Genomic DNA, 21,063 nt, shown 5'->3' with positions numbered 1-21,063 from the left:
GCAATTGTCAAAGCAATTTGTGTGCCACAAGGCCGCTTTGTCCGTCCGGGGGAGAAAAATACGGCTAATGATACAAAATTGCAAGTAAAAATAATTAGGGTCATCTAATAGGAATAGGGTGGCAAAATTTTTCCCACCTTTCGCCTTTGGGGGAGGAAAGCCACACTACGCTTCCGACGGTGTGTCAAAAAGCCCACGTTCGGTGGCCAGCCGCTCGGCCAGCTCCAGGTCTTGGGGGAAATTCACGTTGAGAAAGCTCAGGTTGTCTGGGTCCAGGGAAAGCGTCTCTTGCCGGTCGATTATCAAGGCGCCGCTGCGCTTGAGCAGCAGGCGCAGCCGCCACTCGCCTTCCTCCAGCATTTTTCGGGCCAGGGGCAGGCAGCCCCGGTCATACCAGGCCATCAGGGGCTCCAGGCCGCCGGGGCCCTCGCAGCATACCGCCTTTTGCCCGGCCCGCCGCTCCAGGATGCGCCGGAGCAACGCCGGGCGCATGAGGGGGGCGTCCACCGGCAAAAGCAATATGGAGGTGGCCGGGGTGTCCAAAAAGGCGGTGACCAGGGCGGCCAAGGGGCCCTGGCCCGGCCAACGGTCGGCCACCACGGGGCGGGACAGGTCGGCGAAATCGGCGCAGTCCACGGCGGAGACCACCACCTGGGGGCAAAGCTCGCCGGCCCGCTCCAGGGCCAGGTCTATGAGGCGGCGTCCGGCCAGGGTGCGCCAGGGCTTGCCGCCGCCCATGCGGGTGCCCGGCCCGCCGGCCAGCACCACGGCGGTCAGCTCGGGCCGCATCAGCTTTGCCGGGCCAGCGGCCCGTCGCCCGCCGGCTCCAACACCCGCTCGACCGCGAAGTCGCGGTTTAAGTACACCGCGCAGCGCGCGCAGGGGCCGGGGCAAAGGGTGTCGGTTCGCCCGCGAATCTCCCAGCAACAGCGGTGGGGCTCGGCGTAGGCGGCGCAGGAGCGCTTTTGGGCGCAGTCGAAGATGTTCCAGCAGGGGGCCAGCACCATCAGGTTGCGCAGGCAGGCCAGGGTGAAGCCCCGTTCGTGGATGAGGAAGTTGATGCGCTTTATCTGGGAGACCTCGAAGTCGCTGTAAAGGCGGTTGTTGGTGTTGGTCTCGCGCTGCGGGCGGATGAACCCCTCTTTTTCATACTCGCGGATGCGCTTCTGGCTCAGCTCGACCTTGCGGGAGACCTCGTTGATCAGGTACATCGGCCCACTCCACGCCCTGGGGGTGCAGGGTATAGACGAAATGTCGTGCAGACGGGTGCCCACCAATAGCATGGCTGGAGGACGCTGGCAAGTTTTATGTGGCTGGAGCCTGAGCCGCGGCGGCGGCCTCCGCGATGGCCCGAAAATTGTTCCCTCCGACCCGAATTGTATTTGAGTCTATAATAAAAAAATAAAATCGGCCCCTGACGCGGCGTATCCGGCCCGGGTCAAAGCCGCCACCAAACATCGCCAACCGAATAGGGCCGGCCGTGTTCGTTAAAATAGAGGCAACAGCTTGATTTTAAAGTTAGAGTTCGGCGAGGACAAAAAGTTTGAGACCGACCTGCACCACCGCGTCAACCAATACTTCGAGGCCGGCGGGGGGAGGTCAAAATCGGGGGATTGGCGCCTTTACTTGAAGACCGGGGTAATTTTCGCCCTTTTCGTGGCCTCCTATGTGCTGTTGGTGTTTGTGGCCCAGAGCATTTGGCAGGGCCTGCTGCTGGTCACCCTGCTGGGTTTGTGCACTGCCCTGATCGGCTTCAACGTCGCCCATGACGCGGGGCACAAGTCCTTCGCCAAAAGGCCGTGGGTCAATCAGGCCATGGCGGCCACCATGGACCTGGTCGGGGGCAGCTCCTACCTGTGGTTTTGGAAACACGTGGTGATCCATCACCGCTATGTCAACATCACGGGATATGACACGGACATAGATCTGGGTTTTCTCGGCCGCCTGTCGCCGCACCAAGAAAGGCTTCCTTTCCATCGTTGGCAACATATCTACCTCTGGTTCGTCTACGGTTTTTTGGCCATCCAGTGGGAATTCTTGGCGGATTTTAAAAAAATAATATTAGGGCGTATCGGCGGGCACGGTTTTTCCCGGCCGACCTCCTGGGATCTGACGGTATTCATCGTCGGGAGGGTCGCCTTCTTCACTTGGGCGCTGTTATTTCCCTGGCTCTTCCACCCTTGGTATGCCGTGATTTTTTTCTACGGCGTCGGGGTTCTGGTGCTGGGCGGGTCCCTGAGCATCGTGTTCCAGATACCCCACTGCGTGGCGGAGTCGGAATTCCCCTTGCCCAACCCGGACACGGGACGCATGGAAAATGCCTGGTCGGTGCACCAATCCAACGTGACGGTGGACTATGCCCGCCGAAACCCGTTGGCTGGCTGGTTGTTTGGCGGGTTGAATTTTCACAAGGAACATCATCTGTTCCCGACGATCAGCCACATCCATTACCCGGCCATCGCCGGGATAGTGGAGCAAACCTGCCGGGACCACGGCCTGGCCTACAGGGAGCACCGGTCGTTTTCGTCGGGCATAGCGGCCCATTACCGCTGGCTGCGCGAGATGGGGCGAGAGGACCGCTTTTCCAAATAGGTAGCGGCCGGAAGTTTCAGCGTCCCCCCGCCTCAGACCCCGGCGTAGCCCGATTCGCGCTTCAAGAGATCCAGCGCCTCGTCGCGCCGGGCGTAGAGGCGCTTGGGCTCGCGGCTGCCCACCGTCTCGGCCAGATAGCTGGTGATGATGGGCAGGGCGATGGTGGTGTCGGTGTAGCACACCACGGTGTCGGGCAGGCCGCTGGGGTCCACCTTGCCCCAGCTCACCGCCTCCGAGGGGGTGGCCCCGCTCAGGCCGCCGGTGTCCGGGCGGGCGTCGGTGATCTGCAGGAAATAGTCGTGGCCTTTTTCGTCGATGCCCAATACCTCCTGGATGTGGGGCTCGGTCTGCAGCATGAAGTTCTTGGGCGCGCCGCCGCCCAGGATGGCCACCCCGGTCTTGCCGCCGGAGCGCTTGGCCATGAGCACCAGGCCCGCCGTCTCGTTGACGTCGCGGTTCACGTCCCAGGCGAAGGCCGAGCCGCTCAGGGCCAGGGCCGCGGCGTTCATGCCGATGCTGCTGTCGCCGGGGCTGGCGGCGTACACCGGCACCTCCATCTCGTGGCAGGCGGCCAGCAGGCTGTGGTCGCCCAGGCCCAACACCCGCTGGCGCTCGGCCAGGTACTTGCCGGCCAGGTGGTGGAACTCGGCGCTAGCCATGGTGCGCTGAAACTCCGGGGCCTTGATCATCTCCCGGAAAAAGGAGTCGGTCTCTAAAAGCACCGTGTAGTCCATGACGATGTCGTAGATGCGCACCAGGCCCTCGCGGCGCAGGGCGGCGTCGTCGGCAAAGGGGCTGGAGACGTGCAGGCCCAGGCCCAGGGCGAAGTGGGCGTCGTGGTAGAGGTTGGCCCCGGTGCTCACGATGAAGTCCACCAGGCCCCGGCGCACCAGGGGCACCAGGCAGGAGGCCCCCAGCCCGGCCGGGGTCAGGGCCCCGGTGAGGCTCATGCTCACGGTCACCTCGGGCTGGGCCATGCGCCGGGCCCACAAACGGCAGGCCTCGCGCAGGCGGGCGGCGTTGTAGGCCAAAAAGTAGTTGTCCACCAGTTGGACGGTGGAAAGGCCTCCGGCCAGGGGGGCGGGGGCGATGGGTTCTCCGGCCATTTTGCGGCTCATAGCGTTCCTCTGAAAATAAGGCCCAAGGCCCGGTAAAGCAGGCGGGCGGCGGTGAAGTCCCAGGCGGTCTGCCCGGCCAGGGGGGCCAGCTCCACCAGGTCCAGGCCCAGCACCTGGTGGCGGGCGCACACCGCCGTGAGCCAGGCGGTGGCCTGTTGCCAGCTCAGGCCGCCGGGCTCCGGGGTGCCGGTGGCGGGCATGATGCCCGAGTCCAGGCCGTCGATGTCCAACGTCAGGTACACGGGGCCGGTGAGGCCCTCCAGGGCCTTGTCGATCCAGTTGGGGTCGGCGTGGGACTGGTGGGCCCACAGGGGCTCGATGCCCTGGGAGCGCAGGAAGTCGATCTCTTCGCGGGAGCAGGAGCGCGCCCCGGCCCAGCGCACCCCCAGGCCCATTTCCCAGGCCCGGCGCATCACCGTGGCGTGGCTCAGGCACTCGCCCTCGTAGTCCTCGCGCATGTCCAGGTGGGCGTCCAGGGAAAGCACCGTGAAATCGGTGCCGTAGCGCTCCACCATGGCCCACAGCGCCCCCACGGTCACGGTGTGCTCGCCCCCCAGCACCACGGGCAGGCGCCCGGCGGCCAGCTCTGCGGCCACCGCCGCCCGGATGTTCTCCAGGGATTGTTGCACCGTGCCCGAGGTATTGATCCGACCGTGGGTGTAGATGCCCTGGTCGATGGGCGAGGCGTCGAGCACCTCGTCGTAGAGCTCCATGTTGGCCGAGGCGCTCATGATGGCCAGGGGCCCCTGGGCCGCGCCTTCGCCGTAGGTTACCGTCACCTCCAGGGGGGCGGGAATGATGGCCGCCCGGCAGCGTTCCAGCTCGGGCTGGCGCACTCCGCCGAAGGTGAGAATTTTGCTACGAAGCAAGGACATGGGACTCCTCAGCAGGTTTTGCTTGCAGTATAGCAGCCCTTGGCCCGGCCGCCATAACCGCGAAAGGGCAAAACGCTCTGCGGGTATTGACGAAACCGCACTTGCAGGCCATAAGAGAATTCTTGTTGAGTTACAATATCCACCAAAACAACCCAGGAGGGCGCCATGCTGGTACCCAAGTACATCTACCTGACCAAGGGCAAGGGCGAGCACAAGGAAAAACTGGCCAGCTTCGAGCTGGCCCTGCGCGCCGCGGGAATCGCCAGCCAGAACTTGGTGCATGTGTCTTCCATCTTCCCACCGGACTGCCAGCTCATCAACCGCCAAAAGGGCGAGGCCATGCTGGTGCCGGGGCAGATCCTCTTCTGCGTCATGGCCCGCAACGAGACCAACGAGCCCCACCGGCTCATCTCCTCGTCCATCGGCCTGGCCCTGCCCACCGACCACAAGCTGCACGGCTATCTGAGCGAGCACAAGGGCTACGGCCAGACGGCCAAGGTCTCGGGCGACTACGCCGAGGACCTGGCCGCCGAGATGCTGGCCTCCACCCTGGGCATCGACTTTGACGTGGACCAGAGCTGGGACGAGAAAAAACAGGTGTTCCGCATGTCCGGCCAGATCGTCAAGACCAGCGAGATCACCCAGACCGCCATGGGCCCCAAGGACGGCAAGTGGGTCACCGCGGTGTCCGCGGCGGTGATGATCATGGAGTGGCTGGAAGAGGGAGAGGCCCCCAAGTGATCGAAAGCGGCGGCGGGCTGGGGGGCCGCCGCCTGGCTCCCCAGGAGCGCTTTCGCTTCGCCTGCCGTCCCGGCCTGGCCTGCTTCAACACCTGCTGCCGCGACAAACGCCTGCCCCTGTTGCCCTACGACTTCCTGCGCCTGCGTCTGGCCCTGGGCCTGCCCGCCGCCCGGCTGCTGGCCGGGCACGTGGAGCTGGAGGCCGACCCGGTCTCCGGCTGGCCCGCCCTGCGCATCAGGCTGGGCGACCGGGGCGTCTGCCCCTTTGTCACCGATGCGGGCTGCTCGGTCTATGCCCACCGCCCCACCTGCTGCCGGGTCTATCCCCTGGCCCGGGCGGTGCGCCCCGGCCCCGGCGGCGGCCCGCCCCAGGAAATTTTCCTGCGCCAGGAGACCCCCGGCTGCCTGGGCTGGGAACAGCCCGACGAGCTGGATGTGGCCGCCTGGGTGGAGCAGCAAGGCTTGGCCCCCTATCAAAAGGCCAACAACCACTGCCTGCGCCTGTTCCTGCACCCGGCCCGCCGGGGCAAGGTGAGCCTGGACCAGGCCCAGACCCACGCCTTTATCAGCGCCCTGTACAACCTGGAGGCCTTCCGGCCCCTGGCGGCCTCGCCGGGATTCGGGGAGAAATTCGGCTTTGACCAGGCGCGGGTGCGCGCCGCCCTGGACGACGAGGAAGAGCTCATGAAACTGGGGGTGGACTGGCTGGCCGGGGTGCTGTTCGGTAAATAGATAATAGATTTATTATATTGCTACTTGACAATATCGGCAATTTAGTGAAAATTTTACCTGGAACTGGCTTTGAGAAGTTCTGGCTAGCCGGGAGCCCTGGACGTGGTCCGGGGCTTTCGGTTTTTGGGAGCCACCAAAAGGGACGGCCCCGCGACCTGAGCGCCGCGGGGCCGTTTTTTTTGGCGAGCGGGCTAGTCGGTTACCACCATCACGCTGGTGGCCTTGATCATGGCCTTGACCTGGGAGCCGGGCTTGAGGCTCATTCTTTCGGCCGATTCCTTCTCGCGAGACCGGTCAAATTACCGGCTTGGGTGCGGGTCTTGGAGGGGGCGGCCGGGATCAATTCATGAAATAGCCCACCAGGTACTTGGCCGCGGTGCCCAGAAGGATCAGCCCCAGCATCACCTTGATGTAGATGGGCTTCACCCGCTTTTGCAGGCGCGCCCCGCAGTACATGCCGCCCAGGCCGCCCAGGCCGAACAGGGCCCCCAACAGCCAATCCGGGGCCACGGCCATCTGGCCGGAGTACAGGGGGGCGATGGCCTGGTAAAAGGCCACCCCCACCACGCTGGTGACAAAGGTGCCCATGAGGGCGGCTCCGGCCACCGCGTGCACCGGCAGGCCGCATACCGCCACGAAGAAGGGAGCCACGATGGAGCCCCCGCCGATGCCGTAGACCCCGCCCACCATGCCCACGGCCAGCGACAGGAAAAAGATCATGGGGGTGGAGCAGGCGTATTCCCGCCCGGCGTAGGTAAAGCACAGGCTGCGCGAGGTGATGCGGCAATGCTCCACCACGCAGAGGGCCGGCTGGCCCTCCAGCAGGGGCTCCTTGGCCTTGCGCCGCCCCTTGGCCAGATCCCAGAACATGCGCGCCCCGATGTAGAGCAGCACGCAGGCCACGAAGACCTTGAAGGGGCCGGGATCGGGCAGCCAGGCCAGGCGGATGAAGCCCCCGGCCACCACCCCGGGCAGGGTGCCCAGGATGACCACCCAGGTCAGCGGCCAGACCATGCGCCCCTCGCGCAGATAGCGCCACACTCCGCTGGGGATGGATACGATGTTATAGACCAGGTTGGTGGGGCTCACCGCCGGGGAGGTGAAGCCCAGAAAGCTCATCTGAAACGGCAGCAGCAAAAAGGCGCCGCTCACCCCGCCCATGGAGGTGAAAAAGCTGACCACGAAGGCCACCAGGGGCGGCAGCCAGATGGGGCAGTCAACGCCGGAAACCGCAAAGTGCACCGATGAGCCTCACGGGATGGGTTCAGCGCCTATCGAAGCATAGAACGCCGCTAATTGCAAAGCAAGACCCTAGGCTTTGGGCATGGAAGAGGCATGAGGCCTTGGCGGCCCGGCCCTGGCCCAGGATTCAGCGCACGGTTACCAGGACGAAGCAGACCTGGGCCTCGCTGTAGACCTGCAACTGACAGGCGCCGTCGTCCGCCGTGGCGGCGCAGTAGAGCTGCCGGCTGTTGCCGTCCTGCAACTGGTTGGCCGTATCCACCGTGACCCGGCAGATCGGGCCGAAACCCCCGCTGCCCTGGCTGACCGCGAGAACGTGTTGGTAGTCGTGGCGCGGGCCCTCGCGGGCGGGGTCCAGGGCCGTAAAGGTGACCGATTTTCCCTGGTCCAGGTAGTGGCGGCCGGGGGTCTTAACCTTGCCGTCCAGGCGCAACAGCAACATCGCGCCGCTTTGGTTGACCACCGGGATCACCAGCTTGGTGAACGCGGCCGGTTCCCCGGCCCGGGCCGGCGTGGCGGCCCACAACAGACCCGCGGCCAGAAGCGCCGCAAACACTCTGAACATGCACGCTCCTCTTTCCCTCGAATGCACCGATCGTTCTCCATTTAGCATACACCAGCCTGCGGGCGGAGGCAGTGCCGGCGAAACCGCGGGTATGAACCTCATTCACCGGCTTGCCGCCAAGGTTTGGCGCGATTGGCCCCCGGGACAAAAAACTGTGAAATACTGGGATTTCGGTCTTGCAAATGGTAAACTTTGCGGCTGAGGGGATCGATCAGCCCCTTTGAATTTAATCAGCAAGCGTCTCGACGCGATCCCCAAACCCCCGCACAGAGACGCCGGCCCGAACGATTTCGGGCCAAACGCGCGAGAGCGCCCCCCCGAATGGGGAGGCTGGATTTGGAAAAATGCACAATGCCAAAGTAGTGGGAGCCGGCTCCTACACTCCCGAAACGGTCGTCACCAACCGCGATCTGGAAAAGGTCGTGGACACCAGCGACGACTGGATCACCCGCCGCACCGGCATCAAGGAGCGGCGCATAGCCACCGGGGGCATGGTGACCAGCGAGCTGGCCGCCCGGGCCGCCCGCCAGGCCCTGGAGCAATCCGGGGTGGATGCCTGCGACCTGGACCTGGTGGTGGTGGGCACGGTGACCCCGGACCGCCAGTTCCCCTCCTGCGCCTGCGTGTTGCAGGAGAAGATCGGGGCGCGCAAGGCGGCCAGCATGGACGTCTCGGCCGGGTGCTCCGGCTTCATCTACGCTCTGAGCGTGGCCAACAACGCCATCCGCTGCGGCGAGGCCGAGCACGCCCTGGTGGTGGGGGCCGAGGTGCTCTCCGGGGTGACCAACTGGTCCGACCGGGGCACCTGCGTGCTGTTGGGCGACGGGGCCGGGGCGGTGGTGCTTAGCCGCACGGAGGAGGACACCGGCATCAAGGCGGTGCACCTGCGCTCCGACGGCTCCTTCGGCCACCTGCTCTATTCGGTGGACAAGGACTGCGAGCTTCCGTCCCTGGACATAGTGCCCGGCATCAACGAACAGCGTCCCTTCTATCTGGTGATGGACGGCAAGCCGCTTTTCAAAAAGGCGGTGGAGTGCCTGGAGGAGATCACCCGCTGGACCCTGGACAAGGCCCAGGTGAAGGTGGAGGAGCTGGCCCTGATGGTGCCCCACCAGGCCAACATCCGCATCATCAACGCCCTGGCCCAGCGCCTGGGCCTGACCGAGGACAAGGTCTACACCACCATCGACCGCTACGGCAACACCTCCTCGGCCTCCATCCCCATGGCCCTGGCCGAAGCGGCCTCCGTGGGCCGTCTGGCCCCCAAGGACAAGCTTTTGATGGTCACCTTCGGGGCGGGCCTCACCTGGGGCGCCTCCCTGGTGGAGTGGTCCATCTGATGGCCGAGGGGGGGATGACCCGGCGCCTGGGCATGTACGGGCTGCACCTATTCATCGTGGTGCAGACCATCATCTGGTCGATCATCTCCATCCTGTGGTTTTTGGTCGATTCCACCGGCAGCCTCACCCACCGCTACGGAGCCCGGCCCTGGAGCCGGGTTTTGCTTTGGGCCAGCCGGGTGAAGGTGGAGACCCACGGCCTGGAAAACCTGGAGCGCCCCGAGGGCGGGCCCATGGTCTTGGTGTGCAACCACCAGAGCCTGTTCGACATCCTGGCCCTGTTGTCCGGGCTGCCGCTGGATTTCAAGTTCGTGGTCAAAAAGGAGCTGGCCAAGGTGCCCCTGTGGGGCTATGCCATGAAAAAGGCGGGCTATATCTTCGTGGACCGCGGCCAGAGCGGCCAGGCCGGTGAGTTGATGCGCACGGCCGTGGAGAGGATCAAGAAAGGCAGCGCGGTGCTGTTTTTCGCCGAAGGCACCCGCAGCGCCGACGGCAGGCTGGGCGAGTTCAAGCGGGGGGCCTTCGTGCTGGCCTCCCAGGCCCGGGCCGACGTGGCCCCGGTGGCCATCGAGGGCTCGGCCCAGGTGCTGCCCAAAAAGAGCTGGTACATCCGGCCGGGGCGCATCAAGATCACGGTGTTGCCGCTCATCAGCGACCCGGAGCTCAAGAAAAACTCCCGCAAGCTAATGAAGGCCACCCACGACACCCTGTCGCTGGCTCTGGATGCCCCCCGGACCGAGGCCCTGGCGCAAACCTAAATCGGGTCGCTCTGCTCCTCGCCTTCGTCTTCGTCCAGATCGGGCTCTTCTTCGAAATCCGGGCCCTCGGCCAGGCGCTTTTTCTCCAGCTTTTGCTGGCGCTTAAGCTCCTTTTTCTTCTTACGTTCCATTTCCTTCTGCCGCTTTTGAAACTGATAGTTGGTTCTCGCCAAAAGGTCACCTCCAGGTTTGAGGTCAAAAAAATCCCCAAGGACGGCGAGCCAGGGGCGGGCCGGCCTCGGGGATGCGGATGCTCTGGGGAGGGACAGGCCCGGCGCGCCAAGGGGCCGTCCGGGCCGGTCACGCTCTACCAGCGGCGAGGCGGACGGGAGTCGCGGGAGTCGCGGGATTCGCGGGGCTTGGCCTCGTTGACCTTTACCTCGCGGCCGTCCAGCGAGGTACCGTTGATGGCCTGGATGGCCGCCTGAGCCTCGCCGTTGTCTTCCATCTCCACGAAACCGAAGCCGCGCGAACGGCCGGTCATGCGGTCGGTGATGACCCGAGCGGAGAGCACGGTGCCGTGCTGGGAAAAGGCGTTGCTCAAGGAATCATCGGTGGTGTCGTAGGACAGGTTGCCCACATAGATATTACTGCTCATCTTTCAAATACTCCTAGTGAAAAAAGCGGTATGGCCCACCCGCTTTACGGGAGGGCTGGTCTGGCTCAACGAGCCTTAACTTTTGGCTTAGATCACTGGGCGTAGCCTGGAAGATCAAGCGGAAATTTAGACTTATTGGCCGGTAAACTCTTAAAAGCTTACCTTGGCATCATGATTTGTCAACTATCTTTAGAGATTTATGGCCTACGGTTCCCGCGGCCCCGCTCGCGCCGCCGGCGCTCCCGCTAGCGGGACAACTCCCGAAGCAGCCGCGCGCCGTTTTGCCGCAGGCTCCCCCGGCCTTTGCCCAGCAGCCGGGCCAAGCGCCCCGGTTGCAGATAAAAGCTCCGGCAGGCCCGCTTGCGCCAGGCCTCCAGCTCGTCGTGCGCCGAGGGCTGCGCGTCGCAGGCGCTCCAAGCGGGCGAGTCGGGGCAATCGGCGGCCAGGCCGGTGCCGGGATAGGGGACGGCCACCTGGAAGGAGACCCAACCGGCGGGCAGGGAGCGGGCCAGTTCCAGGATGGCCGCGCGCTCGGCCTCGCCCTCGCCGGGCAGGCCCAGCATGAACGAGCACACGCTGTCCATGCCCGCCCGCTCAGTAGCCGCCACCGCCTCGCGGGCCGCCTCCGGGTCCAGCGGCTTGCCCAGGCCCTCCAACACGGCCGGCGAGCCAGATTCCACCCCGTAGCGCACCAGGCGGCACCCGGCCCCGGCCAGGGCGGTAAGCAGCTCGGGGTCCACGGCGTCCGGGCGGCTCTGGCAGCCCCAGCTAAGGCCCAGGCCCAGCCCGGCCAGCCCGGCGCACAGCTCCAGGGCGCGCTCGCGCTCGCCGGTGAACTCCAGGTCCATGAAGTAAAAACAACGCGCCCCCAGGCGGGCCACGGCCTCCGCCTCGGCCAGCACCCGCGCTACGCTCTTGCGGCGCACGCCGGGTCCGTACATGGCCTTGAGGCAAAAGCGGCAGGCGTGGGCGCAGCCCCGGCTGGTCTCCAGCAGGGCGAAACGCCGGCCCAACGCCTCGTGCTCATAGAACTCCGGCGGGGCCAGCTCGAAGGCGGGCATAGGCAGGGCGGCCAGCTCCACCGGAGCGGGCTCCGGCCCCAGGCGCAACTCGCCCTTTTGCAGCCAGGCGGCGCCGGGCAGCTCGGAGCGGTCGGCGCCGCGGGCCAGGGGCGCGGCTTGCTCGCTCTCGCCGCGCACCAGGGTCCAGGCCCCGGTGGCCGCGAGCATCTCGGCGGGGCTCAGGGTGCCGTGCACCCCCAGGAGCACCACCCGGGGATGATCCAGGCCGCGGCAGGTTTGGGCGAAGCCCCGGGTGTCCAGATGGGGGCGCTGCCAGCGGTCCAGGGGGCTGGAGGTGATGAACACCGTGTCGGCCCGGGCGGCCAGAGCCTTGAGCGCCGCCGGGGCGGTGGGCACCGCGCGGGCGTCGGCCAGCTCCACCGTGGCTCCCTGGCCCCGGAGCAGGGCGGCCAGGCCCAGCAGATCCAGGGGAGGCCAGCGGCGGGGGCGGCGATCGCCCCAGGCGGGGTTTATGAGCAGCACGTCGGGCATGGGGCTAGATTGGCACCAAAGGCGGCCGGAGCCAAGCGGCGCCGGGCAGGGACGGGGTCAACTGTGGGGGCGGATACAGCATGCTATTACCTAACATGCTTTGCATCCTAAAAAACACCATTTTCGGCAAGCGGAGCGGTGGGTGATCAGCGTAGCAGGGCGCGGGCCCCCTCCAGGGCCGAGGGGGTGGCCATGAGCACCAGGAAGTCGCCGGGGGTGAGCACCGTGTCCGCCCCCGGATTGGCCAAGGTTTCCCGCCCCCGGCGCACCGCCAGGACGGTGACCCCGTGCTTGGCCCTGAGGCCCAGGGCGGCGATGGTCTTGCCCGCCGCCGCCGCGTCGGCCATCACCTGCAGGGTGACGATGTCCACCTCGCTGATGAGCTTGGAGATGTCCGGCCCGTGCTCGGTGGGCATCTCCAGGCCGCGCAGCATCTCGTAGCCCTCGGCCCTGAGCCCGCCCACCAGGCGCTCTATCTCGGCCTGGGGCACCAGAAAGCGCCGCAGCACCCGGGCGAAGATCTCCACCGAGGTCTCGTACTCCTCGGGGATCACCTCGTCGGCCCCCAGCCGGTACAGCTCGCCCATCTCCTGCAAGAAGCGGGTGCGGGCGATGAGGTGCAGCGCCGGGTTGAGGTCCTTGACCGTGGCCACGATGTGGCGGGTGGCCACCGGGTCGGCGATGGCCACCACCACCACCCTGGCGGTGAGCACCCCGGCGTGCTCCAGCACCGCCTGGTTCATGGCGTCGCCGAAGATGAAGGGCTCGCCCTTGGCCGTCTCGCGGCGCACGGTGAGCGGGTTCATCTCCACCACCACGTAGGGGATGCCCGCCGCCCGGGCGGCGCGGGTTACGTTCTGGCCGTTGATGCCGTAGCCCACCACGATGACATGGCCCATTAGGTCTTGGTCCGCCGGGGCCGGCATGCCCGGCGGACGGGGCAGGGTTATCTGCTGGGTGCGCGCGGCCAGCTTGCCCCCCAGCCACACCGCCGGGGGGGTGAGGGCCATGGTGAGCACCGCCACGGTGAGCATGAGCTGGTAGCCCTGGGGGCTGATCAGCCCCACGCCGTGGCCCGCCTTGGCCACCACGAAGGAGAACTCGCCCACCTGGCTGAGCATGAGCCCCACGCCCAGGGCCACCCTAAGCGGCTGGGCCAGGGCCAGGGCCGCGCCCCCGGCCAGCAGGGTCTTGGCCACCAGCACCGCCCCCACCCCCAGGGCCACCCAGCCGGGGTGGGCCAGGAGGAAGCGCAGGTCCAACAACATGCCGATGGAGACGAAGAACAGGCTGGTGAACAAATCGCGCATGGGCATGAAGCTGCCCACCGCCTGGTGGCTGTAGCGCGAACCGGCCAGGAAAAGCCCGGCCAAGAAGGCCCCCAGGGCCAGGGAGAGCCCGGCCCAGGAGGTGAGCCACAGCACCACCAAAAGGATCACCACCACCGCGATGATGAACAGCTCCCGGTTGCGGGTGGCGGCCATGCGGCTCATGAACCAGGGCAGCACCCAGCGGGCCCCCACCAGAAGCAGAACCAGGGCGGCCAGGCCCTTTAACAACAGGCCCCACCCGGCCTGCGCCGGGGCCGCGCCGCCGGTACCGGCCGCCGCCAAAAAGGGGATGGTCAACAGCATGAGCACCGCGGCCACGTCCTGGAAGATCAGCACCCCCAGCACCGTGCGCCCCTGGGGGCTGTCCAGGGCCGCCTTTTCCTGCAGAAGCTTGAGCACGATGGCCGTGCTGGACAGGGCCAGGATGAAGCCCCAGAACACCGCCTGGCCCGGCCCCTGGCCCAGGAGCAGGGCCGCTCCGGCCCCGGCCCCGGCCGTGCCCAACACCTGGAGCCCACCCCCCACCAGGGCGGGCAGGCGCATCTGCTTTAGCTGGGCCGCCGAGAATTCCAGGCCGATGGTGAAAAGCAGCAGGATAATGCCGATCTCGGCCAGCATCTCCACCTGGTGCACCTCGCCCACCAGGCCCAGGCCGTGGGGCCCGGCCAACACCCCGGTAAGCAAAAAGCCCACCACCGGCGGCACCTTGATGCGCTGGAAAATGGCCACCACCACGGCGGCCAGGGCGTAGATGATGAGCATGTCTCTGAGCAGCGAGGCTTCCATGCCCTAATGATAGCGAGGGCCGGGCCGCGCCCCAAGGCAAATCGGCGAGGGAGGGGGCCGAATTGGCGGCGCTTTCTTCTTGCCCATCACCCCCGCCTCGCGCTAGTGATTAGGTAGGCGCCGCAAGCCCACCCACACCAGGAGCGAACCATGGACCGCTACCCCCTGCTTTTCGAGCCCATCACCCTGAACCGGCTGGAGCTCAAAAACCGCATCGTCATGCCCGCCATGCACCTGAACTACACCCCGGGCGGCAAGGTGAGCGACCAACTCGTGGCCTTCTACCGCGAGCGGGCCGCCGGCGGGGCGGGGCTGATAATCGTGGGCGGCTGCGTGATCAACGAGCAGGCGGGCGGCCCCATCTTCATCAGCATCAAGGACGATGCCGACGTGGAAGGCCTGAGCCGCCTGGCCCAGGCGGCGCACGCCGAGGGCGCGGCGGTGGGGGCCCAGCTCTACATGGCCGGGGCCTATGCCCACGCCATGCTCATCGGCGGCCAGCCGGTGAGCGCCAGCCCCCACACCTCGGGCTTCACCAAGGACGAGTGCCGGGCGCTGACCCTGGAGGAGATCACCCAGACCCAGGACGACTTTGCCTCCGCCGCCAGGCGGGCCAAGGACGCGGGTCTGGACATGGTGGAGATATTGGGCTCGGCGGGCTACCTCATCTGCCAGTTCCTCTCGCCCAAGATCAACCAGCGCGAGGACGAATATGGCGGCTCGCTGGAAAACCGCATGCGCTTCGGTCTGGAGACCATCGCCAAGGTGCGCGCCGCGGTGGGGCCCGACTTCTGCGTGGGCATCCGCATCGCGGGCAACGACTTCGTGCCCGGCAGCCACACCGGCGACGAGGCGGCCCTTTTTGCCAAGGCCTGCGAGGACGCCGGGGTGGATATGATCAACGTCACCGGCGGCTGGCATGAGACCCGGGTGCCCCAGATCACCCAGGAGCTGCCTCCCGGCGGCTTCTCCTACCTGGCCCGGGGGGTCAAGTGGGCGGTGCGCTCGGTGCCCGTGGCCGCCAGCAACCGCATGCACAGCCCCGAGCTGGCCGAGGCGGTGTTGGCCCGGGGCGACGCGGACCTGGTGTGCATGGGCCGCCCGCTCTTGGCCGACCCGCGCCTGCCCGCCAAGGCCAAGACGGGCCACAGCGAGCTGATCCGCCGCTGCGTGGCCTGCAACCAGGGCTGTTTCGACGCCATCCCCCAGATGAAGCCGGTGGGCTGCATGGTCAATCCCCGGGCCGGTCGCGAGGCCAAGGACACCGGGCCGGGCAAGGCCGAGCGGCCCCAGCGGGTGGCCGTGGTGGGCGGCGGCCCCGGCGGCTGCATGGCGGCCATCACCGCCGCCCGGCGGGGCCATCACGTGGTGCTCTTCGAGCGGGCCCCGGAGCTGGGCGGGCAGATCGCCTGGTGGAACCGGCCGCTGATGAAAACCGACTTCGGCTCCATCCCCCGCTGGCAAAAGGCCCAGCTCACGGCCCTGGGGGTGGAGCTGCGCCTGGGCACCGTGGCCACCCCGGAGATGGTGGCCGAGCTTAAGCCCGAGGCGGTGGTGCTGGCCAGCGGGGCCACGCCCACCCGCCCGCCCATCCCCGGCGCGGAGCTGCCCCACGTGCTCACCGCCTGGGAGCTGCTACAGGGCAAGGCCCTGGCCCGGGGCCGGGTGGTGGTGATCGGCGGCGGGGCGGTGGGCCTGGAGACGGCGCTGTACCTGGCCCGCCAGGGAGCCCTGACCCCGGAGCAGAGCTATTTCATCAACCTGTTCGGGGCCGAGACCCCGGAGGTGGTGGAGCGGCTCATCGCCCAGGGCAGCCACCCGGTCACCGTGTTGGAGGCGCTGCCCAAGATGGGGGCGGGCATCGGCCGCTCCACCCGCTGGATCGTCTTCGGGCTGCTCAAGCGTTTCGGGGTGACGGTGCACACCAAGGTGCAGGTCAAGGCCATCGCCGAGGGCAGCCTCACCGCGGTCATAGACGGCCAGGAGCAAGAGCTCGAGGCCGACACCGTGGTCTTGGCCACCGGCACCCGGCCCCAGGCCGAGCTGGCCTCAGCGCTGCAGGCCCAGGGCCTCAAGGTGGAGCTGGTGGGTGACGCGGCCGGAGAGGCCAACGCCCTGGCGGCCATCGCCGGGGGCTACCGGGCGGGGTGCCGCCTATAGAAAAAGGAGCAGGTCATGCAAGTGTTCGTCACCGGGGGGAGCGGTTTCGTGGGGACCACCCTGTGCGCCCGTTTACGCCAAAGCGGCCACGCGGTGACGGTGCTGACCCGCAGCGAGAAGGGGGCGGCGCGCCTGCCCGCCGGGGTGGAGGCCTGCGTGGGCGACCCCACCGCCCCCGGCGACTGGCAAGAGGCGGCGGCGGCCTGCGACGCGGCGGTGAACCTGGCCGGGGCCAACCTCTTCAATCGTTGGAGCGAGGAGTACAAGGCCCTGATCCGCTCCAGCCGGGTGGACACCACCCGCAATCTGGTGGCGGCCCTGGCCCGCCACCAGGGCGAGGCGCCGGTGCTGGTCTCGGCCTCGGCGGTGGGCTATTACGGTCCCCGAGGCGACGAGGAGCTGAGCGAGCAGTCCCCGCCAGGGGACGACTTTTTGGCCAAGGTGTGCCTGGAGTGGGAGGCCGAGGCCCGGGCGGCGGCCAAGTTCGGGGCGCGGGTGGCCTGCACCCGCTTCGGCATCGTGCTGGGCGACGGCGGCGGGGCCCTGGGCCAGATGCTGCCGGTGTTCAAGCTGGGCCTGGGCGGTCCCCTGGGCTCGGGCCGCCAGTGGTTCTCCTGGATTCACCAGGAGGATCTGGTCGCGGCGCTCTTGTTTTGCCTGGAGAGCCAGGTGAGCGGGGCGCTGAACTGCTGCGCCCCCCACCCGGTGCGCAACCGGGAGTTCACCCGCACCCTGGGCCGGGTCCTGGGGCGGCCCGCCCTGCTGCCCGCGCCGGGCTTCGCGGTGCGCCTGGCCCTGGGGGAGATGGGCTCGGTGGTGCTCACCGGCCAGCGGGTCATACCCCAGGCCTTGACCAGGGCGGGATTTTCCTTCAAATTTCCGGAGCTGGAGGGGGCGCTCAGGGACTTGCTGGCTTAGGGGAGGTCGGTTGGGCCGCTTGGGGGGGTAGCAACGGTTGTACAAGGAGGTTGCTTAGTGGCCAGTTTTTGGGCGGGGCTCGCCGCGGTAATGGGCCTGGGGGTGATCGTGGCCGCCATGCTCAACCAATTTCATTTGGTGCCCTACCACTTCAGCGCCTGGCAGGGAGCGGGCACCCTGGCGGCCCTGTACCTGCTGGGGCAGCTGTTGCGCTCGCGCACCGTGGCCCAAAGCCAAAACCCGCTGCTGGCCTGGCTCTCGCGGGCCCACGGCGCCCTGGTGCTCTTGCTGGGCCTGGCCCTCATCGCCACCCTGCCCGCCCTGTGGTGGGGCATCATCAAGCAACTGGCCTCCGGGGCCATCAAGCCGGGATAAGGCGGCCTAAGCCTACTGCCAGGAGATGGCCTCGACCGGGCACTGGTCGATGGCGTCTTCCACGCAGTCCGGCCCGCCCTCGGGCTTGATCACCTGGGACTTGTCGATGGCCGGGTCCAGCTTAAACACCTCGGGGCAAACCGCCTCGCAGTTGCCGCAGCCGATGCAGGTTTCCTGGTCCACCACCACTTTTTGACTCATAACGTTTCTCCCGGTGCTTGCCGCTGCCTCCATGATGGGGCCTGGGCGCGGCGGGGGGCGCGAAAAATCCCCGCCCGGCGCGTTGCCGGACGGGGATCAGGACTTTTAAGGCGTCTGTTGAAAGGCCTAGAGTTCCCCGGCCACGGTGCGGCCGTAGTCCTGCCCGGCCTTGATGCCGTCGGGGGTGTTGACCTGGTCTTCCAACAGGTTCATGGAGCCCAACTCGGCCGGCTTCATTTTGAACACGTGGGTCATGGTGTCCATGATGATGCCCGGGGCGTCGCCGCTGTGGGTGTAGGAGCCAAAGGCCCCGGCCAGCTTGCCGGCCAGCCCGGCGTTCTCGGCCTTGAACAAAAACTGCTGCATGCCGCCGGTCATGTTGCGGTGGTAGGTGGGCGATCCGAAGATGTAGCCGTCATAACCGGCCAGCTCGGCTCCGTCCTTGATATCGCTGATCTTCTTGACTTCGACTTCGTTGCCGGTGAAACGCACGCCCTCGGCGATGTAGTTGGCGATGGTTTCGGTTTTGCCGGTGCGGCTGGCGTAGGCAATCAGAACTTTGGCCATTGGTGACTCCTCCCTTGATCAATTTTCATAAACGTATTGTAGCAACCCCGGTGCGCGAAATGCCAACAACCGGGTGATTAATCAATTGTGATAATGATTATTATTAATCTACAGAGGGTAGCTATCGCGGTCAAGAATCTTTTGCGCCGCCAGGGCGCGCTTGTCGCCAGGCGATGGCCTCCACCGGGCAGGAGTCGATGGCGAACTCCACGCAGGCGGGGTCGCCGGGGTCGCCGCTGGGGTCAACGACCCGGCACTTGCGAGGCTCGCCCTCCAGGGCGAAGACCCGGGGGCACAGCGAGCGGCAGGTGCCGCAGCCAAAGCAAAGCTCCAAGTCCACCGTCACAATCCTGGCCACGGCGATTCCTTACAACAGGTTGAGGGGGTCCACGTCGACGACCAGGCGCACCCCGGCGGGCGGGGGCCCCGCCTGGTGGCGGGCCAGGCGCAGGATGGACGCCGCCACCCCCGCGCCGGGGCTCTTGATGAGGATCAGCCAGCGCCAGCGGCTTTGGATGCGGGCGATGGGGGCCGGGGCCGGTCCCAGGATGCGGGCCCGGGGCTCCAGCTTGTGCTTGGCCCGCTCCAAGGCCCGGGCCAGGTTTTGCGCCGCGGCGGCGGTGGCCGTCTCCGAGGCCCCTTCCAGGCGCAGGCTCACCAGGCGGGCAAAGGGCGGATAGCCCAGGGCCTGGCGTTCCTCCAACTCCGGCTCGTAGAACAGGGCCGGGTCGTGGGCGAGGGCGGCGCGCAGGGCGTGGTGGGCCGGGTCGTAGGTCTGCACGATAACCCGCCCGGCCTCGCCCTCGCGCCCGGCCCGCCCGGCGGCCTGGGTGATTAGGGTATAGGCCCGCTCGGCTGCGCGGAAGTCGGGCAGGCCCAGGGCCTGGTCGGCCAAGAGGATGCCCACCAACCCTATGCCCGGCAGATGGTGACCCTTGGTGATCATCTGGGTGCCCACGATAACGTCCAGCTCGCGCTTGGCCACCGCGCCCAGCACCTTGCGCAGCTGGGTGGGGTTGGCGGCGGCGTCGCGGTCCAGGCGGCCCAGGCGCATGGCGGGGAACAGCTCGGCCAGGGTGGCTTCCACCTGCTCTGTGCCCAGGCCCAGGGGTTTTAGCTCGGCCTCGCTCTGGCCGCAGGCGGGGCACGCGGCGGGTATCGGCTGGTGATGGCCGCAGGTATGGCAGACCAGGGCGTTTTGCTCCTTGTGCAGGGTCAGGCTGACGCTGCAGGCCGGGCAGCCCACCCGCCGGCCGCAGGCCGGGCAGATCAGGGCCGGGGCGAAACCGCGCCGGTTGAGGAACAGGATAGCCTGGCGGCCCTCCGCCACGTTTTGTTCAAGCGCTTGCTTTAACTGAACGCTGAGAAAACCGCCCCCGAGCCTGCCCGCGCTCCTGAGGTCCACCACCTCCATCACCGGCAGCACCGCGTTCTTGACCCGCTTGCTCAGGGTGAGCCGGGTCAGCTTGCCCTGGGCGGCCCGCCAATAGGTGGTCACCGCCGGGGTGGCGGTGCCCAAGAGCACCGGGCAGTCCTGCTCCTGGCCCCTGAGCAGGGCCAGGTCGCGGGCCTGGTAGTGCAAGCGGTCGTTTTGCTTGTACGATTCGTCCTGCTCTTCGTCCAGGCAGATGACCCCCAGGCGCTCCAGGGGGGCGAACACCGCCGAGCGGGCCCCCACCACCAGCGGGGCCTGGCCCCGGGCGATGGCCAGCCACTGGCCCCGGCGCACCGCCGGGCTCAGGCCGCTGTGCAACACCGCCACCTTGTCGTCGCCGAAGCGATCCTTGAGCAATCCCTCCAACCTCAGGCACAGGCCGATCTCCGGGGCCAGCACCAGGGCCTGGCGGCCCGCGGCCATCGCGGCCCGGCAGGCGGCCACGTACATCTCGGTCTTGCCGCTGCCGGTGACGCCGTAAAGCAGAAAAGGCTCGAACTTGTGGGCGCTTATGGCCGGAAGCAGGCGTTCCAGGGCGGCCTGTTGCTCCTCGGTGTAGGCGGCGGGCTCGGGCTCGGGCAGGATGGGCCGCCCGGTGAGGTCCTTGACCACCGGGCGGTGGGTCAGACTCAGCCAGCCGCCCGCCTCCAGCTTGCGGGCCAGGGCCAGCACCCGGGGAAAGCGCTCCCGCAGGGAGTCCAGGGCCAGGGGACCTTGTTCATGTAAATGCTCTAACAAGGCCGCCGCCTGGGTGCCGGGGCGGGGGGCTCCCTCCGGCGGGCCCTGGCGCCAGGCGGCCCAGGCCACCTGGGCCCGGCCGGGGGCCTTGACCGCCCCGGCGCTCTCCCCGCCCAGCCCGGCGGGCAGGGACCAAGCCAGGGTCTGGCCCAGGGGCGCCTGGTAATAGGCGGCGGCGCGGCTGAAAAAGTTCAGTAGCGACGGTGGGATGAGCTGAGGCTCGCCGGCCTCGTCCAACACGTCGGAGATGGGCTTGAGGCCCTCGGGGTCGCCGGGCTCGGCCGGGCCCAGGGCGAAACCCAGGCGATCCTTGCCCCGCAGAGGGACCAGGAGGCGCGTCAGGGGTTTGATCAGGGGGGCCAGCTCCGGGGCCACCCGGTAGGAGAGGGAGCGCCACAGCGGGGCGGCCACCGCCACCTCTACGCGCAGGTTCAAGGCG

At 67.4% G+C, this 21,063-nt stretch carries 22 protein-coding genes and 1 pseudogene; 8 read left to right on the top strand and 15 right to left on the bottom strand.

All coding sequences use genetic code 11. The features are described 5' to 3' along the window. Positions 1–165: 165 nt before the first annotated feature. Positions 166–789, bottom strand: coding sequence for a molybdenum cofactor guanylyltransferase (mobA, locus tag AACH32_RS20395; protein ID WP_338603763.1), 624 nt, complete (start codon positions 787–789; stop codon positions 166–168). Beyond that, positions 789–1,211 carry a MerR family transcriptional regulator gene (locus AACH32_RS20390; RefSeq protein WP_338603761.1) on the bottom strand — a complete coding sequence of 141 codons (423 nt, stop codon included), beginning with the start codon at positions 1,209–1,211 and terminating at the stop codon, positions 789–791. The genes mobA and AACH32_RS20390 overlap by 1 nt, the downstream gene beginning before the upstream one ends. Positions 1,212–1,506: 295 nt before the next feature. On the opposite strand from AACH32_RS20390, the gene AACH32_RS20385 reads away from it, so the two are divergent. Next, positions 1,507–2,592, top strand: coding sequence for a fatty acid desaturase family protein (locus AACH32_RS20385; RefSeq protein WP_338603759.1), 1,086 nt, complete (start codon positions 1,507–1,509; stop codon positions 2,590–2,592). A 32-nt stretch (positions 2,593–2,624) separates the two neighbouring features. On the opposite strand, the gene AACH32_RS20380 is transcribed toward AACH32_RS20385, so the two are convergent. After that, positions 2,625–3,710 (bottom strand): homospermidine biosynthesis protein, encoded by a 1,086-nt coding sequence (locus AACH32_RS20380; RefSeq protein ID WP_338603756.1) that lies wholly within the window; start codon positions 3,708–3,710, stop codon positions 2,625–2,627. After that, the gene (gene speB, locus AACH32_RS20375; RefSeq protein WP_338603753.1) at positions 3,707–4,585 is read right to left on the bottom strand and encodes an agmatinase; all 879 of its coding nucleotides are present in this window, start codon (positions 4,583–4,585) and stop codon (positions 3,707–3,709) included. Before speB ends, AACH32_RS20380 begins: the two co-directional genes overlap by 4 nt. 165 nt (positions 4,586–4,750) lie before the next feature. Between speB and AACH32_RS20370 the strand changes: the two genes are divergently transcribed. Both AACH32_RS20370 and AACH32_RS20365 read left to right on the top strand, forming a co-directional pair. Further along, entirely contained in the window at positions 4,751–5,326 is a 576-nt protein-coding gene (locus AACH32_RS20370; RefSeq protein WP_338603751.1) for a pyruvoyl-dependent arginine decarboxylase, read from the top strand. Next, a complete protein-coding gene (locus AACH32_RS20365; RefSeq protein ID WP_338603749.1) occupies positions 5,323–6,057 on the top strand; it encodes a YkgJ family cysteine cluster protein in 735 nt (244 codons plus the stop codon). Before AACH32_RS20370 ends, AACH32_RS20365 begins: the two co-directional genes overlap by 4 nt. A 191-nt stretch (positions 6,058–6,248) precedes the next feature. Here the strand turns inward: AACH32_RS20365 and AACH32_RS20955 are convergent. The 3 genes and pseudogenes from AACH32_RS20955 to AACH32_RS20355 all read right to left on the bottom strand — a co-directional run. After that, positions 6,249–6,326: pseudogene (locus AACH32_RS20955) on the bottom strand (TOBE domain-containing protein); the annotation flags it as partial. Positions 6,327–6,396: 70 nt separating this feature from the next. Beyond that, entirely contained in the window at positions 6,397–7,299 is a 903-nt protein-coding gene (locus AACH32_RS20360) for a sulfite exporter TauE/SafE family protein (RefSeq protein WP_338603746.1), read from the bottom strand. Between the two features lie 127 nt (positions 7,300–7,426). Beyond that, positions 7,427–7,864, bottom strand: coding sequence for a hypothetical protein (locus tag AACH32_RS20355; RefSeq protein WP_338603743.1), 438 nt, complete (start codon positions 7,862–7,864; stop codon positions 7,427–7,429). Between the two features lie 344 nt (positions 7,865–8,208). On the opposite strand from AACH32_RS20355, the gene AACH32_RS20350 reads away from it, so the two are divergent. Both AACH32_RS20350 and AACH32_RS20345 read left to right on the top strand, forming a co-directional pair. Continuing rightward, complete coding sequence (locus tag AACH32_RS20350) at positions 8,209–9,204, top strand: beta-ketoacyl-ACP synthase III (RefSeq protein WP_338603740.1); 996 nt, start codon at positions 8,209–8,211, stop codon at positions 9,202–9,204. After that, positions 9,204–9,962, top strand: a complete 759-nt coding sequence (locus tag AACH32_RS20345) for a lysophospholipid acyltransferase family protein (RefSeq protein WP_338603737.1) — start codon at positions 9,204–9,206, stop codon at positions 9,960–9,962. The genes AACH32_RS20350 and AACH32_RS20345 overlap by 1 nt, the downstream gene beginning before the upstream one ends. Here AACH32_RS20345 and AACH32_RS20340 read toward each other — a convergent pair. The 4 genes from AACH32_RS20340 to AACH32_RS20325 form a co-directional block, all read right to left on the bottom strand. Continuing rightward, positions 9,959–10,093, bottom strand: a complete 135-nt coding sequence (locus AACH32_RS20340) for a hypothetical protein (protein WP_338603735.1) — start codon at positions 10,091–10,093, stop codon at positions 9,959–9,961. The two genes, AACH32_RS20345 and AACH32_RS20340, sit on opposite strands and share 4 nt — an antisense overlap. A 176-nt stretch (positions 10,094–10,269) precedes the next feature. After that, positions 10,270–10,560, bottom strand: coding sequence for an RNA recognition motif domain-containing protein (locus AACH32_RS20335; protein ID WP_338603733.1), 291 nt, complete (start codon positions 10,558–10,560; stop codon positions 10,270–10,272). Between the two features lie 245 nt (positions 10,561–10,805). Continuing rightward, complete coding sequence (locus AACH32_RS20330) at positions 10,806–12,113, bottom strand: B12-binding domain-containing radical SAM protein (RefSeq protein ID WP_338603731.1); 1,308 nt, start codon at positions 12,111–12,113, stop codon at positions 10,806–10,808. A 146-nt stretch (positions 12,114–12,259) separates the two neighbouring features. Beyond that, positions 12,260–14,230 carry a cation:proton antiporter domain-containing protein gene (locus tag AACH32_RS20325; RefSeq protein ID WP_338603728.1) on the bottom strand — a complete coding sequence of 657 codons (1,971 nt, stop codon included), beginning with the start codon at positions 14,228–14,230 and terminating at the stop codon, positions 12,260–12,262. 150 nt (positions 14,231–14,380) lie between these two features. On the opposite strand from AACH32_RS20325, the gene AACH32_RS20320 reads away from it, so the two are divergent. Genes AACH32_RS20320 through AACH32_RS20310 form a run of 3 tightly spaced genes read left to right on the top strand, consistent with a single transcriptional unit; the run spans position 14,381 to position 17,683 of the window. Beyond that, a complete protein-coding gene (locus AACH32_RS20320) occupies positions 14,381–16,390 on the top strand; it encodes an FAD-dependent oxidoreductase (RefSeq protein ID WP_338603726.1) in 2,010 nt (669 codons plus the stop codon). A gap of 15 nt (positions 16,391–16,405) precedes the next feature. Continuing rightward, positions 16,406–17,308, top strand: coding sequence for a TIGR01777 family oxidoreductase (locus AACH32_RS20315; protein ID WP_338603724.1), 903 nt, complete (start codon positions 16,406–16,408; stop codon positions 17,306–17,308). Positions 17,309–17,365: 57 nt separating this feature from the next. After that, on the top strand, positions 17,366–17,683 hold the full coding sequence (locus AACH32_RS20310; RefSeq protein ID WP_338603721.1) for a hypothetical protein: 318 nt from the start codon (positions 17,366–17,368) through the stop codon (positions 17,681–17,683). A 12-nt stretch (positions 17,684–17,695) separates the two neighbouring features. Here AACH32_RS20310 and AACH32_RS20305 read toward each other — a convergent pair whose 3' ends face one another. From AACH32_RS20305 to priA, 4 genes are all read right to left on the bottom strand, one after another. After that, a complete protein-coding gene (locus tag AACH32_RS20305) occupies positions 17,696–17,884 on the bottom strand; it encodes a ferredoxin (protein ID WP_338603718.1) in 189 nt (62 codons plus the stop codon). Positions 17,885–18,010: 126 nt separating this feature from the next. Then, the gene (locus AACH32_RS20300) at positions 18,011–18,451 is read right to left on the bottom strand and encodes a flavodoxin domain-containing protein (RefSeq protein ID WP_338603716.1); all 441 of its coding nucleotides are present in this window, start codon (positions 18,449–18,451) and stop codon (positions 18,011–18,013) included. Between the two features lie 130 nt (positions 18,452–18,581). After that, complete coding sequence (locus tag AACH32_RS20295; RefSeq protein WP_338603714.1) at positions 18,582–18,809, bottom strand: ferredoxin; 228 nt, start codon at positions 18,807–18,809, stop codon at positions 18,582–18,584. Between the two features lie 9 nt (positions 18,810–18,818). After that, the gene (gene priA, locus AACH32_RS20290) at positions 18,819–21,059 is read right to left on the bottom strand and encodes a replication restart helicase PriA (protein WP_338603711.1); all 2,241 of its coding nucleotides are present in this window, start codon (positions 21,057–21,059) and stop codon (positions 18,819–18,821) included. Positions 21,060–21,063: the final 4 nt, after the last annotated feature.

It is taken from the genome of Desulfoferula mesophila, assembly GCF_037076455.1.
Classification (GTDB): Bacteria; Desulfobacterota; Desulfarculia; order Desulfarculales; family Desulfarculaceae; genus Desulfoferula; species Desulfoferula mesophila.
This window is presented reverse-complemented; position numbering and strand designations above follow the sequence as displayed.

Coding starts and splice junctions, on each gene's coding strand:
- AACH32_RS20325 (WP_338603728.1), bottom strand. CDS start 14,230: ATGGAAGCCTCGCTGCTCAGAGACATGCTCATCATCTACGCCCTGGCC.
- AACH32_RS20345 (WP_338603737.1), top strand. CDS start 9,204: ATGGCCGAGGGGGGGATGACCCGGCGCCTGGGCATGTACGGGCTGCAC.
- AACH32_RS20315 (WP_338603724.1), top strand. CDS start 16,406: ATGCAAGTGTTCGTCACCGGGGGGAGCGGTTTCGTGGGGACCACCCTG.
- AACH32_RS20380 (WP_338603756.1), bottom strand. CDS start 3,710: ATGAGCCGCAAAATGGCCGGAGAACCCATCGCCCCCGCCCCCCTGGCC.
- AACH32_RS20355 (WP_338603743.1), bottom strand. CDS start 7,864: ATGTTCAGAGTGTTTGCGGCGCTTCTGGCCGCGGGTCTGTTGTGGGCC.
- AACH32_RS20350 (WP_338603740.1), top strand. CDS start 8,209: ATGCACAATGCCAAAGTAGTGGGAGCCGGCTCCTACACTCCCGAAACG.
- AACH32_RS20390 (WP_338603761.1), bottom strand. CDS start 1,211: ATGTACCTGATCAACGAGGTCTCCCGCAAGGTCGAGCTGAGCCAGAAG.
- AACH32_RS20305 (WP_338603718.1), bottom strand. CDS start 17,884: ATGAGTCAAAAAGTGGTGGTGGACCAGGAAACCTGCATCGGCTGCGGC.
- AACH32_RS20330 (WP_338603731.1), bottom strand. CDS start 12,113: ATGCCCGACGTGCTGCTCATAAACCCCGCCTGGGGCGATCGCCGCCCC.
- mobA (WP_338603763.1), bottom strand. CDS start 789: ATGCGGCCCGAGCTGACCGCCGTGGTGCTGGCCGGCGGGCCGGGCACC.
- AACH32_RS20320 (WP_338603726.1), top strand. CDS start 14,381: ATGGACCGCTACCCCCTGCTTTTCGAGCCCATCACCCTGAACCGGCTG.
- speB (WP_338603753.1), bottom strand. CDS start 4,585: ATGTCCTTGCTTCGTAGCAAAATTCTCACCTTCGGCGGAGTGCGCCAG.
- AACH32_RS20335 (WP_338603733.1), bottom strand. CDS start 10,560: ATGAGCAGTAATATCTATGTGGGCAACCTGTCCTACGACACCACCGAT.
- AACH32_RS20300 (WP_338603716.1), bottom strand. CDS start 18,451: ATGGCCAAAGTTCTGATTGCCTACGCCAGCCGCACCGGCAAAACCGAA.
- AACH32_RS20340 (WP_338603735.1), bottom strand. CDS start 10,093: ATGGAACGTAAGAAGAAAAAGGAGCTTAAGCGCCAGCAAAAGCTGGAG.
- AACH32_RS20370 (WP_338603751.1), top strand. CDS start 4,751: ATGCTGGTACCCAAGTACATCTACCTGACCAAGGGCAAGGGCGAGCAC.